Origin of the sequence: Rhodopirellula baltica SH 1, from assembly GCF_000196115.1 — a bacterium.
Classification (GTDB): domain Bacteria; phylum Planctomycetota; class Planctomycetia; order Pirellulales; family Pirellulaceae; genus Rhodopirellula; species Rhodopirellula baltica.
Genome location: NC_005027.1, coordinates 6,770,620 through 6,787,295 on the forward strand (window position 1 = coordinate 6,770,620; position 16,676 = coordinate 6,787,295).

General features: G+C 56.2%; 13 protein-coding genes and 1 pseudogene. 7 read left to right on the plus strand and 7 right to left on the minus strand.

All coding sequences use genetic code 11. The annotated features are described in order from the left end of the window. Positions 1-4: 4 nt before the first annotated feature. Both RB_RS26175 and RB_RS26180 read right to left on the minus strand, forming a co-directional pair. Positions 5-1,393 (minus strand): DUF1501 domain-containing protein, encoded by a 1,389-nt coding sequence (locus tag RB_RS26175; RefSeq protein WP_231845996.1) that lies wholly within the window; start codon positions 1,391-1,393, stop codon positions 5-7. 95 nt (positions 1,394-1,488) lie between these two features. Next, the gene (locus RB_RS26180) at positions 1,489-4,161 is read right to left on the minus strand and encodes a DUF1553 domain-containing protein (RefSeq protein ID WP_164922542.1); all 2,673 of its coding nucleotides are present in this window, start codon (positions 4,159-4,161) and stop codon (positions 1,489-1,491) included. A gap of 100 nt (positions 4,162-4,261) precedes the next feature. Between RB_RS26180 and RB_RS26185 the strand changes: the two genes are divergently transcribed. Beyond that, positions 4,262-4,831 (plus strand): hypothetical protein, encoded by a 570-nt coding sequence (locus tag RB_RS26185; RefSeq protein ID WP_164922543.1) that lies wholly within the window; start codon positions 4,262-4,264, stop codon positions 4,829-4,831. On the opposite strand, the gene RB_RS26190 is transcribed toward RB_RS26185, so the two are convergent. After that, entirely contained in the window at positions 4,816-5,811 is a 996-nt protein-coding gene (locus tag RB_RS26190; protein ID WP_164923054.1) for a GGDEF domain-containing protein, read from the minus strand. The two genes, RB_RS26185 and RB_RS26190, sit on opposite strands and share 16 nt — an antisense overlap. 41 nt (positions 5,812-5,852) lie before the next feature. Continuing rightward, positions 5,853-8,291, minus strand: coding sequence for a serine/threonine-protein kinase (locus RB_RS26195; RefSeq protein ID WP_011123807.1), 2,439 nt, complete (start codon positions 8,289-8,291; stop codon positions 5,853-5,855). A 412-nt stretch (positions 8,292-8,703) separates the two neighbouring features. Between RB_RS26195 and RB_RS26205 the strand changes: the two genes are divergently transcribed. Then, positions 8,704-9,267, plus strand: coding sequence for an elongation factor P (locus RB_RS26205; RefSeq protein WP_007340258.1), 564 nt, complete (start codon positions 8,704-8,706; stop codon positions 9,265-9,267). A 43-nt stretch (positions 9,268-9,310) separates the two neighbouring features. On the opposite strand, the gene RB_RS26210 is transcribed toward RB_RS26205, so the two are convergent. Beyond that, positions 9,311-9,631: a hypothetical protein gene (locus RB_RS26210; protein WP_164922544.1), complete on the minus strand. Its 321-nt coding sequence runs from the start codon at positions 9,629-9,631 to the stop codon at positions 9,311-9,313. 340 nt (positions 9,632-9,971) lie between these two features. On the opposite strand from RB_RS26210, the gene RB_RS28285 reads away from it, so the two are divergent. Then, on the plus strand, positions 9,972-10,172 hold the full coding sequence (locus RB_RS28285; RefSeq protein ID WP_011123812.1) for a hypothetical protein: 201 nt from the start codon (positions 9,972-9,974) through the stop codon (positions 10,170-10,172). Positions 10,173-10,184: 12 nt separating this feature from the next. After that, positions 10,185-10,847: pseudogene (locus tag RB_RS26215) on the plus strand (DUF4437 domain-containing protein); the annotation flags it as partial. 18 nt (positions 10,848-10,865) lie between these two features. Here the strand turns inward: RB_RS26215 and RB_RS26220 are convergent. Continuing rightward, complete coding sequence (locus RB_RS26220; protein ID WP_011123814.1) at positions 10,866-12,116, minus strand: hypothetical protein; 1,251 nt, start codon at positions 12,114-12,116, stop codon at positions 10,866-10,868. 108 nt (positions 12,117-12,224) lie between these two features. Further along, entirely contained in the window at positions 12,225-13,523 is a 1,299-nt protein-coding gene (locus RB_RS26225) for a glycosyltransferase family 4 protein (protein ID WP_164922545.1), read from the minus strand. Positions 13,524-13,856: 333 nt separating this feature from the next. On the opposite strand from RB_RS26225, the gene leuB reads away from it, so the two are divergent. The 3 genes from leuB to RB_RS26240 all read left to right on the plus strand — a co-directional run bounded on the left by leuB (position 13,857) and on the right by RB_RS26240 (position 16,582). Then, on the plus strand, positions 13,857-14,936 hold the full coding sequence (gene leuB / locus RB_RS26230; RefSeq protein ID WP_007328413.1) for a 3-isopropylmalate dehydrogenase: 1,080 nt from the start codon (positions 13,857-13,859) through the stop codon (positions 14,934-14,936). Positions 14,937-15,020: 84 nt separating this feature from the next. Then, the gene (locus RB_RS26235; protein WP_007328412.1) at positions 15,021-15,986 is read left to right on the plus strand and encodes a phosphatidate cytidylyltransferase; all 966 of its coding nucleotides are present in this window, start codon (positions 15,021-15,023) and stop codon (positions 15,984-15,986) included. A gap of 62 nt (positions 15,987-16,048) precedes the next feature. Then, complete coding sequence (locus RB_RS26240) at positions 16,049-16,582, plus strand: NADPH-dependent FMN reductase (protein WP_007328411.1); 534 nt, start codon at positions 16,049-16,051, stop codon at positions 16,580-16,582. The last annotated feature ends 94 nt before the right edge of the window (positions 16,583-16,676 follow it).

Genomic DNA, 16,676 nt, shown 5'->3' on the forward strand with positions numbered 1-16,676 from the left:
CTTGCTACGCAATCACGTCGTGAATGACGTGACCGAAATCCCGTTCCAAACGTTGGCGACCGGGAACGACCAACTCGTGCGGGTTCAGTCCCAGTTGATGCAGGATCGTCGCGTGGATGTCAGTCACGTAGTGACGATCCTCGACCGCATGGAATCCGATTTCGTCGGTGGCACCGTGTGTCATGCCTCCTTTCACACCGCCGCCTGCCATCCAAACGCTGAATCCGTATGGGTGATGGTCGCGACCGTTGGATGATTGGGCTCCTGGGGTCCGTCCAAACTCGGTCGCCCAAACGACCAGCGTTTCATCCAACAGTCCGCGTTGTTTCAGATCTTTGAGCAGAGCACCGATGGGCTGGTCGGTCTGTTTACAAAGTTTGGTGTGCCCGGCTTTCAGGCCTTTGTGGTTGTCCCACTGCCCTGCCCCGCCGTTGCTGCCGTGGTAGACCTGAACGAACCGAACGCCGCGTTCGACCAATCGGCGGGCCGTCAGCATTTGACGTCCGAACACCTTGGTCTCGGGCTGGTCCAGCCCGTATTCTCGCTGAGTCAGCGCAGTTTCGTCCTCCAGACGCACCACGTCAGGAACCGCGGTTTGCATTCGAAATGCTAGCTCATACGAGCGGACTCGAGCCCGCAACGCTTCGTCGTTTGGGAACTGTTCCGATGAGATTTGATTCAGTTGTCTCAGCAGTTCAAACTCACCTGCTTGTTCTTCCTGGAAGACACCCGAGGGTGGTGCCGCATAGGGCAGCGGGATGTCCGAATCAATGTCCAGTGGAATGCCATCGTATTGAGGCCCCAAGTAGTTCGCACGGTGACATTCACGGCCGCCGCAGCAATCCGCGACGGGAGTTCCCATCACAACAAATTGAGGCAGGTTGTCGTTGAGTGACCCCAGCCCATAAGTCGCCCACGACCCGACGGTCGGAAAGAAACCATCGACGCGATGGCGACCGGTATGAAATTGCAATTGAGCGCCGTGATTGCTGTCTTCGGTCCACATTGACCGGATCACGCAGAGATCGTCGGCACACTCGCCAACATGCGGGAACCAATCGCTGATCTCAATTCCGCTTTCGCCTCGTGGGGCAAACCCGACTTGCAAGGGATAGATTTCGTTTCGAATGAATCCGTTGTTGGGATCAAACGCGACCACGCGTTCGTTGGCTAGGTAAGGTGACTCAAGGACTTTGGCGTACGGTGTCTCTTTGATTGTTTTGCCGGCCAGTTTGTTCAGTTGCGGTTTAGGATCGAAGGTTTCCATGTGGCTTGCGCCGCCAATCATGAACAGCCAGATCACGCTCTTCGCTTTCGGAGCGATCTTCTTCAATTCGCTTTCCGCGATCGCGTCTGCGCGTGCGGTCGAGTCACCTTGCAGCAGGCTGGACAAAGCGATGCTTCCGAATCCGAGGCCGAGATCCTGTAAGAAGCCCCGCCGGTTTCGTTCCGAAAACAGATGTGGTCGGTTGTTTCCAAATTGCATGGTCATCGCACCGTCACAAAGTCGTTGTGGTTGAACAAGACGTGAACCAAATTTTCGCGTGCGCGAAGTTTGGCATCGGTCGCTGGAGAAACGGAGGTTTTGGCTGCACCTGGTGAAGCGGAAAGCTTCTCGGGGTCCGACAACAAGGTCGCTTGGTGGTTCAGGAATGATTCGCAGGCGGAACGTTCACTGTCGGTTGGTTCGCGTCCCAAGATTGCCGCATAGGCTTCTGTGACGAATGCCGGATCATCGCTGGCTTCGGCACTGAGGCGAGATGCGGTCTGGCGAGATTGATCGATCGCCAACGGACTGTTTGCAAGTGCGAGTGCTTGCTGTGGAACGATGCTTTCTGACCGCCGGTAGCAGTCGGTTGGGTTGGCCGCATCAAAAACGACCAGCATTGGCATTTGCTTTTCGTAGGCGTGGCGAAAGTAAACGCTGCGACGTGGTATCGTTTCGCCCTGGTGGAAATCGATATCTGGTCCGCCCATGGTTGCGTCCAGCGTCCCGGCAATCGCGAGCAGATTATCGCGAACCAATTCGGCTTCCAGTCGACGAACATTGGCGCGCCAGAAGAACAAGTTGTCTGGATCGATTTCAGAGTTCTTCGCGAAAGTGTCTTGAGACTCCACCGTCGCGGATGATGCGAGTTGATAGGTTTTCGATTGAAGGATCAAACGATGAATGTGCTTCATGCTCCAGCCGTTTTCAATCAACTCAATCGCCAGCCAATCCAACAGGTCTTGGTGAACCGGGGGAGGTGAACGCAGCCCAAAGTCGTCAACGCTGGGGACGAGGGGCTGTCCGAAGTAACGCGTCCAAATGTGGTTGACGGCAACACGAGCGGTCAGAGGATTGGCGGAGTCGGTGATCCATTCGGCCAGTGCGGTCCGTCGTCCGCTGCTGGTTGATGGGTAGCTCTTGCCGACGGGAGTGAACTTCACGTTGTTGGCGACCAATTGAACGGACGCATCCACCAACTTTTTCTCTACCTCAGCCAGTTTCTTGTTGGCCGCATCGATGGCAGACTTCTTTGTGGCTTCGTCTGTTTCCTTGGATTCTTTTGCTGATGCGACCGCTTTTTGTTGCTGCAAGACATCGAGTAGTGCTTGTTGAAACCGCAGTGACCGCTCGGACTTTGCGGCCTGGATGGCCAGGTCAGCGGGGGCAGTTTGATCGGTAGCCGGTTCGACATTGTTTGAGTTCGAGCCAACGATTTTGGCTTTGGTGGCGGCCCAACGTTGTCGAACAGATTTCAGGTTTGCTTCGGCGACGGTGACCTGTTGACGAGCGATCGCATCGTCCTTGGCTTGGGACTCGCGAAGTGACTTTTGGGCGGAGTTGAGTTTCTTCTCTGCGGCGGAAATCTCTTCAGCTTCGATGTAGTCCCGCAGGAAAGGTTTGGCGGCGAGATTCGACAGTTCAACGGGCTGAATCGCGAAGGGGACTTCGACGATCTCAGGCACCGACGGGGCAATCGGATGGTCTTTGTCGGGATTCTTTTCATTGCCCTGCACGTACAAGTAAGTCGGAGCGTTCAGGTCCGCATCGTAGGCTCGCGGCAGACCAAGCTTTCCGGTATCGGGTTCTCCGGGTAGTCGTTCCGTTCGGACTTGGTGTGGTTGGAAGATCGCCCGAAACGCGTAGTACTCTTGCTGTGAAATCGGGTCGTATTTGTGGTCGTGACAACGTGCGCACGCGATCGTCATCCCAAGGAAAGCTTTCGCGGTGTGTTCAACGGTTGCGTCCAACCAGATGTCGCGATTGCTTTTGTGAAAGTTGCGAACCAGGAATCCGGTTGCTCGGAGCGTGTCGAGATCTTCGGCTGCGATCTCATCGCCCGCCAACATCTCGTGGATCATCCTGTCGTAGCCTTTGTCCGCATTCAGCGATTTGATGATCCAGTCACGCCAATGCCAGATGTGTCGCTGGCTGCCGCGGAGTTCATTTTTGTAGCCATCCCAGTCGCTGTATCGCCAAACATCCATCCATTGCCGTCCCCACTTTTCGCCGTAAGCGGGATCGTCGAGTAAGCGGTCGACGCTTTGATTCCAGGCATCCGATGATGTGTCGGCCGCGAATTCGGATTGGGCCTCACCAGATGGGGACAACCCGATCACATCCAAGTGAAGACGTCGCAAAGCAATCTTGGGATCGGCGGGCGGAACCGGCGTCAGTTGGCTTTGTCGCCACTGATCGAACATCAGTGCGTCGATCGGGTTCGACGACCACGGTTCTGGAATGTCATCCGCCAGTTCGGGGCGAGTTGGAGTTTGGTAGGCCCAGTGTTGCGATGGGGACTCGATGATCTCTTCGTTAGGTGGGCTTGGTGCGCCGAGTTCGATCCACTGAGTCAGCAGTTCGATCTGCTGAGCAGATAGCGGCGTGCCTTCTCCTTCGGGTGGCATTCGTTCGTCAGGATCCGAAGTCGCGACTCGTCGAATCAGCTCGCTGCTGGGAGGCTGATCGAAGTCCAGCAGGCCGTTTGGGCTTTCATCGCCACGGATCAAGGACCCGGCGTCCAGTCGCAGCCCACCTTCTTGCCTGAGGACGCCGTGACAGGCGCCGCATTTCTCTTGGAAGAGAGGTTTGATATCTGCATCGTAATCCACATCGGCTCGCAAATTGGAGCCAACGAGAACGATCGCCAGCACGGCAAGGATGGTTCGCGACATAGGTGGGACATCTGCTTCGCGGGAGGTAGGAGGCCCCCAGCGTAACCCCAACCCATGGCGCCGGTCCAGTATTTTGTTTACTCCGACGTTTCGATGCAGTATGAAGTTGCAAAGCAAACGTTTGAGACTCCGTCGCGAATTCGGCTCACTCACGCAGGCGTGTCAAACGAATGGATCGGCCCAAAGTTTCCATGACATCGCATTCGCTGCATCCATGAACCCCTATGAGCCATCCACCTCTGTTTCGCCTGATGCTTCGTCTGAAACGGACCCGCGATTTCATTTATTTGCTGGGTGGTGGCTGATCGTCGCCGGGATGATTCACTTCTTCGTTGCGAACTTTATGGGCGGAGTGGACAGCTTTGCCTCGATTGTCTGGTCGCCATGTTGGCTTGCGACGTTGGGCATTCTGGTGTTGTTCCGCTTTCATTTCGCGAATGTGATCGCGCGGCTGATTGGATCCTTTACCCTCGTCGCGATCGCGATCGCGTTGGTTCTGTTCCTTGCTGGAGTTGGTAGCGGAAGTGAGCCGATGGATGCAAACAAATCAGTCAGCGATCCTCCTCCTTGGCAGGTCGCATTTTGGATGTCTGTGCTCGCCGGGACGTTTTTGCCACCATGGTGGGCGTTGCAAAGGCTCGTGGCGGCAAGCGATCACCCACGAACCTGATTTCGGCCAGCATTCTTTGCGTCATAGAGGTGTTGGTCGGCATCTTGGAGCAACGCTCTGACGGTCGAAGGTTGATCGGGATCCATGACGGAAACGCCGAAGCTGGCGGTGATCTCAAGCGGTCCAATGGAGGTTTGAAACGGCGTGCCGGCGATCGTCGCTCGGCAACGTTCCGCAATTTCCATCGCGTCATGGTGTCCTGTCGCGGCGAGCAACAGGCAGAATTCTTCACCGCCGTAGCGAGCCAACAAGTCGTCGGTTCGGCAGAGTGCTTGGATGCGTTTCCCGAAGGTTCGCAGGACATCGTCGCCTACCAAGTGGCCGTGGGTATCGTTGACGGATTTGAAGTGATCAATGTCTAGCATGATGACGGCCAATTCGAGCTTGGCCCGCGTCGATCGTGAAAGTTCTCGATCGATGGCTTCCATCAAGAAGCGTTTGTTCAACGCGCCAGTGAGCGCGTCTCGGGTCAACGCGTTGTAGACCGTTTCGTGATATTGTGTTTCGATGCTGTCGGCGGACAAGAAACGAAACAGAAAGCTGCCAATCCGAACAGTGTCGCCACTTTCCAGCATGTGATCCGACTGGATGGTGGTTTCATTGACCATTGTTCCGTTGGTGCTGCCGAGGTCGCGGATCAAGTAGCCGTCCTGCCCGCGAATCAGTTTGGCGTGCTGGCGAGAAACGCTGCCGTCAAAAAGCGGCAGATCGGAATCGGGTGAACGGCCGATCTGGAACTCCTCCTGTTCCAAAAGCTGCATGCCCTCAACAACATCCGGCGGGTAAATTTGTACCAAGCAGCACTCGTTGCTGGAGTTGCAGGGGGGAACCGTAGGTTGTTGCCGGAGTGTCGCTTCGGAAACATCGATTTGTGCGGCAGTGGGTTGGGATGTGACGGTTGTCATTGGTTTGGTTCCATTTCGAGGCTCATGGATCGGCAACGCGGCAAGAGCGAGAGATCGGGTTTGCCAGGCAACCATGGGATACGCTGTGGTCATCAGGAGGACAGCGTGCAGGGAATTCATTCCGACTCGTCGAAATCAGTGTCCACTGAGACGGTGTTGTTGATCGTGCCAATCGTTGTGGTCGTGGTGGTTGCCTGTCGAAGTTCGTCAAAGTCTTGTTGGGTCTGTTGCAACCGTTGTGTTTGGTCAGGCGTCATCTCTGTCATTCGTTGAGCTTGTTTGAGCACCTGGAGTGACGATTGGAGATCGGCGATCGCTTCGGTCTGCTTGTTTTGTTTCGCTTGGCAGTTGCCTCGCTGGTGTAACGCATGGGCGTACGATTGCAGGAGGTCGATGCGGTCGGGCGATGAATCAATCCACCGGTGAAGATCAGCGATCAACTGCGACCATCCGGATTCTGCTTTGGCATACGCCTCGGCTTGCATCCATTGACAGCAAAAATGCGTCTGAATGTTCTCCGCTAAGCGACGATCTCCCACATTGCCCCGAAGGTTGGCGAGACGCCGAGCGACGTCGATTGCATGTTGGAAGGAAGTGGTGTTCCCGAGGCGGCGAAGAATGGTCGGATCTGATTGGGTTTGAATGGTAAGTTCCAGTTGAGCGTAAGTCGCTGCCACTTTCACTGTGATCGGATCCAATTCGGCATTCTGTTGTTCTTCGGATGGACCGGCAAATGTTCCCAGGTGTTGGGTCAGCCATTGGCGAGCGGACAAAACGCGTTCGATGGAAGGGCGTGTGGAGGAATCTTGCAGGAGCAACTGCCCTGTCAGGCAATGGATTCGTTCCAGTTCGAACGGGACTTCGAAAGCGTTTTGGGAATTGCGAGTGGAGACCAGGTCGGCGGACGATTGGTGGTCGAGATCGTGAGTTCGCAGCAGGGATTCCGCGAATGCGTACACCTGCCGTGCTTGTTCGGTTTGGCCGATGATTCGATGAAGGTCTGCCAAACGCAGTTGAGTTTTGACGCGTTGCAGCAACGCCAGTTGAGCCGTTTGCTTCCGAGACTTGAGAAGATCAAATTCCTCCAACTCGTTGGAGGAGAGGATTGACGACGTGATCTCGGGGTTTTGTTTTGCGATCCGGTCGTATTGCCGGAGAGCTCGCTCGAGAAGATCCGAGCGGATTGCACTCATGCCGGGGTAGAACTGAAGGGAGCCACTGAGTTCGTCCAGCCAGGAATCGGTGGCGTCGAGAGCTTCTCCCAGATTCACGATGGCTTCGCGATGTGCACGTTGGGCTTCGATGCGGGCCAGGCGTTCTGCGCGATGGGATTGATGGATGACGAGTCCGAAGAAGATCGCGGCGATCAGCAATCCACTGATTGTCAGGGCGGTCGCGGCGGCAATGCCTTGGTGATGCCGGCACCAACGCATGCCTTTCTCGATCATGTTTTCGCGATGGACCGAAACGGAACTGCCAGCGATGAAGCGACGCACGTCGTTGCCCAAGTCCTCGACGCTGGCATATCGATCATGCTGCGAGGATGCGATCGCTTTTCGGACAATCGAAAGCAGTGGTTTGGGGACCAGAGGCTGGGACGTTCGTAGGTCAGGGCAGGATGGTTTGCGAACTTGTTGGAGTATGCGTGCGACGGGTTGGCTATGATAAGGATGGTGGCCGGCGATGATGGTGTAGAGAACCACACCCAACGAATACAAATCCGAAGAAGAATTGATCCGGTTGGTTTCTCCGCGGGCTTGCTCCGGTGACATGTAGGCTGGCGTGCCCAACACCGTCCCGTTGGGTTCCAAAGGCGATGGTGCCTCGGGTTGCTGAGCCGAGTGAGCCAAGCCCCAATCGAGCACCACGGTTTCGCCAAAACCACTGATCATCACGTTGCAAGGTTTTAAATCGCGATGAACGATCCCTTGTTGGTGTGCATAGGCGACTGCGTTGCAAATGTCGACGAAACGCTGCAGCAACGGTTCGAGTGATTCGCCAAATTGGAATGGCGTCTTCGCCTGACGAACACGAGGGCTTTGATGGTGTTGTTGGATGAATTCACTGAGAGTGATTCCATCGAGCAATTTCATGACATAGAACGTGTCGTGTTCGTCTCCCATTTCGTGGACAGGCACGATCCCTGGGTGCTGCAGTTGGCTGGTGACTTTCGCTTCATGCAAGAACCGTTGTCGTTCCTGCTCTGTCACTTGGTCGCAGTCGCTGAAGCGTTTGATCGCGACTTCGCGTTCCAGATGCCGGTCGACTGCTTTTTCCACGATCCCCCAACCGCCGCGTCCCACTTCGGTCAGGCTTTCGTAACGCCGGGCGTTCCCTTGGGACGGTCCCTGCGCCGCGAAGTTTTTTGCGGAAGAGAGATCGCGAGCGGGGGACGGAGCCGGGCAGTCGGAATGGCCAGTGGCTTCCTCAAAGGAAACCGGAGTGGTCGGATCACGCAATTGCTCTTGGCAATTGCTCGGACGTTGAATCGGGGCGACCGCTGGGATTCCGAAGCGATTGGTCGGTTCGGAAAAGAATGCGTTGGGATCGGTCATGACGAAGGTGGTTTCGAGATCTCACGGTGACGTGTTGATCTCAATGCGTGACCAACCGATTCGTTGCGAAGCAAGTCGGCGGGAAGAATTGGGGATGTCGGCTGGATCGCGAGACGCTCGTCCCGGTTGCAACGAGGAACCGTGGCGAACGCAAAAACGGCTCTTCTGCCGAAAGAAAGACACGCTCTGCTTCGAGCAAATCTAGGTCGTGCTATGTTGCGGTACGCCTTTCACGGGGAAGGAAAGCAATCCCAGGTGCGACTCCTATCGTTGGGGGCTGACGATTGTGAGGTTTGAAGGGATTCGACGGGCCGCGTTGTTCTGTCTTTCTTCCTGCCCATCCGGGCTTTTCTTTCGTTTGAGCGAGCAGTACGTTTCTCAAAAATCCTCCTCTCCAATTTTGTTACCAATCATGCTCGCAAAAGAAGTGAAAACCGGCACCGTTGTGGTTCATGACGGCAATCCAGTGATGATCGTTGGGATTTCGGTGCAATCGCCGTCAGCTCGCGGTGCGGCAACGCTCTACAAATTTCGGGCTCGGCACGTTGTCACTCGAAACAAAGTCGACATCACACTGAAGGGAACCGACGTCCTGCAAGAAGCCGATTTCTCCCGTCGCGATGTGCAAATGATGTACACCGACACGGAGCACTTGCACGTGATGGACAAAGAGGACTACCAGCAATACGAGATTCCGTTGGAAGACGCGGAAGAACAGTTGCCTTACATCACCGAAGGCTTGGAAGGCATGCGGGCGCTGATTTACAACGACGCTTGCGTCGGGATCGAAGTGCCGGCGACGGTCGAGCTGAAGATCGCTCAATGCGATCCGGGCGTGAAGGGCAACTCAGCCACGTCACGCACCAAACCAGCAACGATGGAAACGGGCTTGGTCGTTCAAGTCCCCGAGTACATCAAGGAAGACGAGGTTTTGAAGATCGATTCGCGAACCGGTCAGTTTCTGTCTCGTGCTTGAGCACCGGCGAGACAGTTTGTGCGGTCGCCAATTGATCTCTGACTCAGAGCACGTTTGGATCGGCCGTGAGAGCTTGTTCGGACAATGGACTGGGCGCGAAATCGGAAGGGGTAACCATCCGTTCGACTTCCGCCGGTCTATCGATCAGCGGTTGGTTGTCGCCTGGGTTCTCGTAGCTTTCTCGTTCTAGATACTGTTCCGCCATCCGTCGCGAATTTTCGTCTTGGGCGTCCATGTAATTCTGGATCGCGAGTTCGCTTTCATTCTCCACGATGTTTTGAGGAGAGGGTTCGGGCTGCGGTTCCGCGCATCCAGTGATTGCGCAGTAGGCAACGAAGAAGCATCCAATCCATTCAAGTCGCATTCGGTTTGCCCTTTCACACCGAAGATCTCGGTGGCTTCGTCACGATTCTGACGTGACGGATAAGTGGATAAGAGAAGAGTCAGAGAAGTTTGGAGGTCGTCAGCATTTTGCTCGTCGAGTATCCAAAATTCAAGCCTCGTGCTCGCGATCTCTGAGGCTGGGGAGCATCTGGTGACTGTTGTTTTGGGGAAAACCGGACGCTCTACCGACTCGGCAACTTTCGATCGGAAACAGAGGACTCCTTCGTTTATGCTGGCGGCTTTGATGACCCAATCAGAGGCTGGTTGCGACGTGATTTGGATGGATCGTAGCAACCCGCCAAGCAACTGGAAAAGAGAATATGACACTCGGACTTTCTGAACGAAGCTTAGCTGGTTTACTGTTCCTCGCCACGACAGTGTCAGTCGGTGGGGCCACACGAGACCTGCTTGCGGAAGATCCGTCTAGCGAGAACACGCATGTGGTCATGGCGTCGGACGTTCAGTGGCAATCTCTCAATCCCAATCGCGGAGACGCCGCACCCAAAGCGGGAACGCTTTAGGGGGACCAAACCGAAGACGGGGAATCGGGTTTCTTGGTCAAGTTCGTCGATGGGTTTTCGTCGCCGCCTCACATTCACAACATCACCTATCGAGGAGTCGTGATCGCGGGAGGTTTGCACAATGACGATCCAGACGCGGAGCCCATGTGGATGCCCGTGGGATCCTATTGGACTCAGCCGTCAGGTGAAGTTCACGTCACCGCGGTTCGTGGAGACAGTGTCGCGTACGTGGAAATTCAGGAAGGTCCGTACCTTGTGCAGCCACCGAGCGAAGCGTTCGATACCGGAGAACGTCCGGTGAACATTGATGCTTCCAACCTTGTTTGGTTGAATGAATCGGACACCAGTTGGATCGAAGCGACCGAGTCCTCGGGTGGCATTGAGCCGGAGATTGCGTTTCTTTGGGGCCAACCCGCAGCCGATCAGGTCAGTGGGACACTGGTCAAATTACCCGCCGGGTTTACCGGTAAATTCATGACCGCGGCGTCCACCTTCCGAGCGGTCGTCATTCGCGGCCAACTGCATCTTCATCTGGAAGGCAAAGATAAGATCGCCGCACTCGTGCCGGGGAGTTACTTCGGTTCCGAAGGCGAGGCAACGCATGCGATCGCGACGGATGAAGAGACCATCGTCTACGTCCGAACCGAGGGGACGTATCGGGTTGAGGCGAAATAGTGAAGCGACCGGGTGAACTCAGCGTTGCCCCTCTCTGGCTCGCTGCATCGCGCGTTGCTGTTCCAGGATGGCGCGTTCGAATGGTGAGACGCGGTCGCTGGGACGGAATTGTTCTTGAAGTTGTTCGTCGGGAATGATCGGTGTCACGGTGCCTTGGTTTTGCATCGCCCGAGCCGATTGAAACACATCAATCGTTTGGTCGACGAGTTCAGGGCCGGGTGGCAGAAGGAAGCGACCGATGCCTTTGCCTTGCATGTTGATGTCTTCGATACGGTTGTTGCCTCTCGCGGTGCGGTCGATCGCGACGGATTGAACTCTCCATTCGTGAACCACTATTTCGTAGCGAGACTGCGGTGGGATCTGATGTCGAACTTCACGTGTAATCCACTGGCCGCCGGGCGATAACAATTCGAAGGTTTCGACCCATTCATGACCGGCGTCGCGACGTAGTTTCATGTCTTCGAATTCACCCGGCGCCAATCGGAACGTCTTCGACAGACCCGCCTGCCGTGAATCGGTCAGCGTGACGTTGACATCCCTTTGGCTGCTGTTGGTGAATCGAATTTTCGCGGGCGGCAAATCAGGCAATGCAACTCGGCTAGTGTCGATTGGAACCGGACCGGGGTTCAGTGGGATCGGACTGATCGCCACCGGGCCAATTGGAATGTCGTTGATGCCCCATCCAAACGCGGGTGCGGGAGTGAGCCAAGGCAGACCGAATCCGCCGTAGATCGGAGCACCGTATTCGACGTATCCGCCCGCCAAAGGGCCAAACACGGGGCCACCGATCGGTCCCACGCCAACGGGACGCACCAATCGATAGGATGCTTGAGGGAACGGATTGAAGTTGTCGAGGTCCATGTAGAGGAAGTTGCCAAAGCCACTTCGTGGAAACTTCAGCACTCTCGCAAGCAGCGTGTTGTAGTAACCCTGGAACTGTCCGTCCGGAGTGTCAAAGCGTCGATCGCGAGAGTAGACAACTTGACGACCATCACCGTGGCGGTAGATCAAATTTCCGCGACGCAAGGAGATGCGGCCCGTCACCACACCGGAGGGTTCCACCAAATCGAACTCGCCGGATGGACCGCCGCGTCGATGATCCATTCCTGAATGGCGGCGGTCAGGGAAAGAGCGATCGTCGCTGCGAAAGGGAGGTTGAGCGTGCAGAGTGGTCGGGATCCATGCCAGCAGCAATCCGATCAGCACGAGGCGGGTGATTGCGAGCCCGTTTGGTTCAAAAACGGGGGCCCATCCTTTGAAGCTTCGCATCGTTTTTTCCGCTGATTCAGAAAGCTGGGATCAGAAACGCGGTATTCTCGCCGCTTGATTCATCGTACCAAGCTGGCGGGGTGTTGCGGGGCAGAAATTTGCAGCGGATCAACCGACGGTTGAATGACCCATTGGGTCCAAAATGCGACGGTAGACTTTGGCAACGCCATGAGCCATCGTGTGATCGCTAAAACATTGGTGGTGACGCGTGACGGCGAAGTCAGACATCGATTGCCAATCATATTGTCCCGAAACCATGGCTTGGATTTGCTCAGCCAAAGATTCTGCATCGCGAGGCTCAGCGAGGACACCTTCGATGCCGTGCCGGATCGCTTCCGGCGTGCCTTCAACCGAAGTTGCGATGACTGGTGTGCCTGCAGCCATTGATTCTAGAACCACCATGGGCAGCCCTTCGCCGTAAAGACTTGGCAAAACCATCGCATCCAAACGAGCGAGTTCGCCGGGCACGTCCTGGGTGAATCCAACCCAATCGATCAGGTGTCCGATTCCGAGGTCGCTGATTTGAGCGTCGATTTGTTGACGATAGGCTTCGGTTTCGAAAGGACCGATGCAGCGAAGCGTGACCTCGGTGCCGACATTGTTGAGGATCGCCAGTGCATCCAGAACCACTTCCAACCCTTTGCGAGCTCGCATCAGAGCGACCATGCCAATTGTCCAGCGGCCACCGATGGTGGGTTTGCTTTTGCGAGCTGGGCGAATCGCGGGAACACCATTGTGAACCACGGTGACTTTTTCTGCGGGAAAACCTTGTTGGATCGTGTCTTCCCGAAGACTGTTCGAAACGGTGATCAGGTGAGAGCAATTTGCCAGCGAACGCCGTTCGATCCAGGCATTGATTCGGTTCGACCAAGCTCGTTCGCAATCACGGCCAGCCGGGCTGTGGACGTGGTAGACCCAAGGCCGACCGGACCATTTCGAAACGGCCGAGGCGAGCATCGCGGTTCGCGGAGTATGAGCGTGCAGCAGTTCGTATTCGCCTTCCGCCATGACTCGTGCGAGTCGTTTGACGGCGGTCCAGTCCAGGCGGTGGCGCATTGGAACACGATGACACTGTCCCCAGTTTTCTCCCGCCATGCCGGATTGGTGCTCTTCCAGCATGTCGGCGAATCGCCCCGGTTTGACACAAGCAAAGTCGGCGGTGACATGGAGGTCTGGCAGGCACCGGCCGAGGTGAGATTGCACACGTTCCGCGCCGGAGAAATGTTCTCCGTTGACGACGTGCAGTACCCGAATCTCGCGAGGGACATTCAGAGCCGACGGATGGCTGGCGGGCGAAAATGACAATCCTTCGGTGACGTCGGTGGACGCATCACCGGCGGGCGTGACGACGGGCGTCACGGAGGCGTTTGCGACGCTTGGGAAATTCGAATTGGTGGTCGATTGCATAGCGGGGCGTGCTGAGGTGTCGGGCGTGATTGCCGAGCCGAAGGATTCTGTTCGAGATGACAGAGCGTCGGCTGGCGATTGGCGTGATCGATTTGTCGCGAAACTGGCGGTCGCGGGAGGCAACGCTCTTTAACTTTGGGCTAAAGATGACGCCCGTGTGACGACCAGTTGTGCGGGATCATCCGCATTGCAGGGGACTTGGACGGTCGTGCCAGTTATGACGATTGAGTACGCAGGACCCTGGGGGAAACAGCCGAAGTCCGCTAAGTTCTGTGTCTCAAAAATGTGTCTTTCACCCGCCCTCCCCACGCTCACTTAGTCCCCGTTAGACCTATGAATTCCTCCATCGTTTTGTTGCCCGGTGACGGGATCGGACCTGAAATCGTCGAACAAGCCCGTTTGGTCCTCGTGAAGGTCGCGGAGCGTTTCGGGCACACCTTTGATTTCAGTTCACACCAAATCGGTGGGATCGCGATCGACGAAACCGGTGATCCTCTTCCTCAGCCAACCATTGATGCCTGCCGCAACGCTGCCGCGATTCTTTTGGGAGCCGTTGGTGGGCCGAAATGGGACGATCCTTCGGCCAAGACGCGCCCCGAGGCTGGTCTGCTGAAAATTCGCAAGGAGTTGGGGCTGTTTGCCAATCTGCGACCGATCAAACTGTTCGACGAATTGGCCGACGCATCACCGTTGCGAGCCGACATCGTCAAAGGCACCGACATCTTGTTTTTCCGCGAATTGACTGGCGGGATTTACTTTGGTGAATCAGGCACATCCGGCAGCGGCGAAGAGGAGACCGCATTCCAGTCGATGACCTACTCGGTTGGCGAAGTCAAACGAATTGTCCGCATGGCTGCCCAAGCGGCTCGCGGTCGTTCGAACCGATTGACCAGCGTCGACAAAGCGAACGTTTTGGAGCCAAGTCGGTTGTGGCGTCGAGTGGCTGCGGAAGTCATGGCCAACGAGTTCCCCGATGTCCAATACGACGTCGTGTTGGTGGATTCGATGGCGATGCACTTGATCAACCGACCATCGGAGTTCGATGTGGTTGTCACCGGCAACATGTTCGGCGACATCTTGACCGACGAGGCGTCCATGTTGCCCGGTTCGCTCGGCATGTTGCCAAGTGCCTCCTTGGGCGATGGTGGTCCTGGACTGTACGAGCCCATTCACGGATCGGCTCCGGACATCGCCGGCAAAAGCGTCGCCAATCCGTTGGCGACCATCTTGGCAGCAGCGATGATGCTGCGTCACTCGTTGGGACTGACCGACGAAGCCGAGGCGATCGAAAAGGCCGTCGCCGGCGTGATCACCGATGGTTTGCGAACACCTGACTTGGCTCGTGGCGATCAATCTAAGAGCGTCTCGACCGAAGAAATGGGCGCCGCCGTGGTCGCTAAACTTGCCAGCTAGGCATGACGCTCGGCTTTCTGCTGTATTCTGGATGCTTCCCTGAAACGAAGTCGACAGCAGGTTCCCCTCCAATCGAAGAACACCTTGCCTGATACTGATACCACCACTTTCATCTTGATCGCGGTCATCCTCGCGGCACTGGGCATCGCGACTTTGGTCGCGTTCTTGCTCGGTCGCAACGATTCGATCGCGGTCGACGCCGCGGTCGTCAAGCGATTTCGCGCCAAGCTGCGCGTGTGGTGGACGATGGTGGCGATCTTTGTGATCGGATCCTTGATTCACTGGATCGGGTTGGTGGTATTGTTTTCGATGGTGTCGTTCTGGGCGCTGCGGGAGTTTATCTCGATGACTCCGACCCGGCGGGGTGATCACCGGACGTTGTTTTGGATCTTTTTCATCTTCACGCCGTTGCAGTACATCCTGATCGGTTTGGGCGATGAGTATTATCCGTTTTACAGCATCATGATTCCGGTCTACGCGAGCCTGTTCATTCCGGCTCGTGCGGCCATCGCGGGCGATGCGAAGCGGTTTCTGGAGCGTTGTGCGAAGATCCAGGCTGGGTTGCTAGTCTGCGTTTACTCTCTGTCACACGCACCGGCGTTGTTGGATCTTCAATTGGTTCGGACCGGCGGCGAACCTTGGACGGGCAGCAACGTCAATCTGCTGATGTTCTTTGTCTTGATCGCTCAGTTGTCGCTGACTTTGGAACGCGTCTGGAGCAAGTTGGCCGGGCGCCACGTGATCGCTCCGGATATCAATGCATCTCGAACCTGGGAAGGCGTGCTCGGGGCGATGATGTCGACCGGTGTGATCGCGGCTTTGCTTCGGTGGGCCACACCATTCTTTTGGTGGGAAGCGTTGTTGATGGGCGTGGTTGTGACCGCGATGGCCAGCATGGGCACGCTGACAATGAGTGCGATCAAACGTGATCGTGGTGTGACCGATACAGGCACGTTGGTCCAAGGACACGCTGGCATCCTCGACCAGATCGACAACATCTGCTTTGCTGCACCGATCTTCTATCACGTCACACGTTTCTTCTTCACGTAGGCTCCGCCGGCGGAGTTCCCCCTTCGTCGAGCTTCGCCTCACCCAAGCCGAATTACTTTTGTATGAGCCAAGGCATGCACCTCGTCATCAGTTCCAGTCTTCACCCGACCAGTCGCAGTCGCATTCTGGCTCGTGCGGTTGCCGAGCGACTGCGCTCGCAGGAACGGGAAGTCGAAGTTTTTGATTTATCTCAACGAACGTTGCCACCTTGTGATGGCGCGACGGCCTATGGCAACGAAGAAGTGATCGCACTCGGCGAGTTGGTTCGTGCGGCAGAAGCGATCTACATTGCATCGCCGGTTTACAACTACGACGTGAATGCCGCGATCAAAAACGCGGTGGAGCTGACCGGGAAAGCTTGGACGGGGAAGACGGTGTCGTTGTTGTTGGCAGCGGGGGGCCAAGGCAGCTACATGTCTGCGATGGGGTTGGCCAACAGTCTGATGTTGGACTTCCGCTGCGTGATCGTGCCGCGGTTTGTTTATGCGACAGGAGAATCGTTCGAAGGCGATTCGTTGGCCGACGAAGAAATCGGTCGCCGCGTGGACACATTGGTTGAAGAAACGCTCCGTCTCAGCGACGCACTCAATGCTTAAGGACCACGTGAACAACAAGTGACGTAGCGGAAGGGCGCGAGCCCTCCGGTTCCTCACCGGGCGGCTTGCGCCATACCGCTAACATCGTCACTTG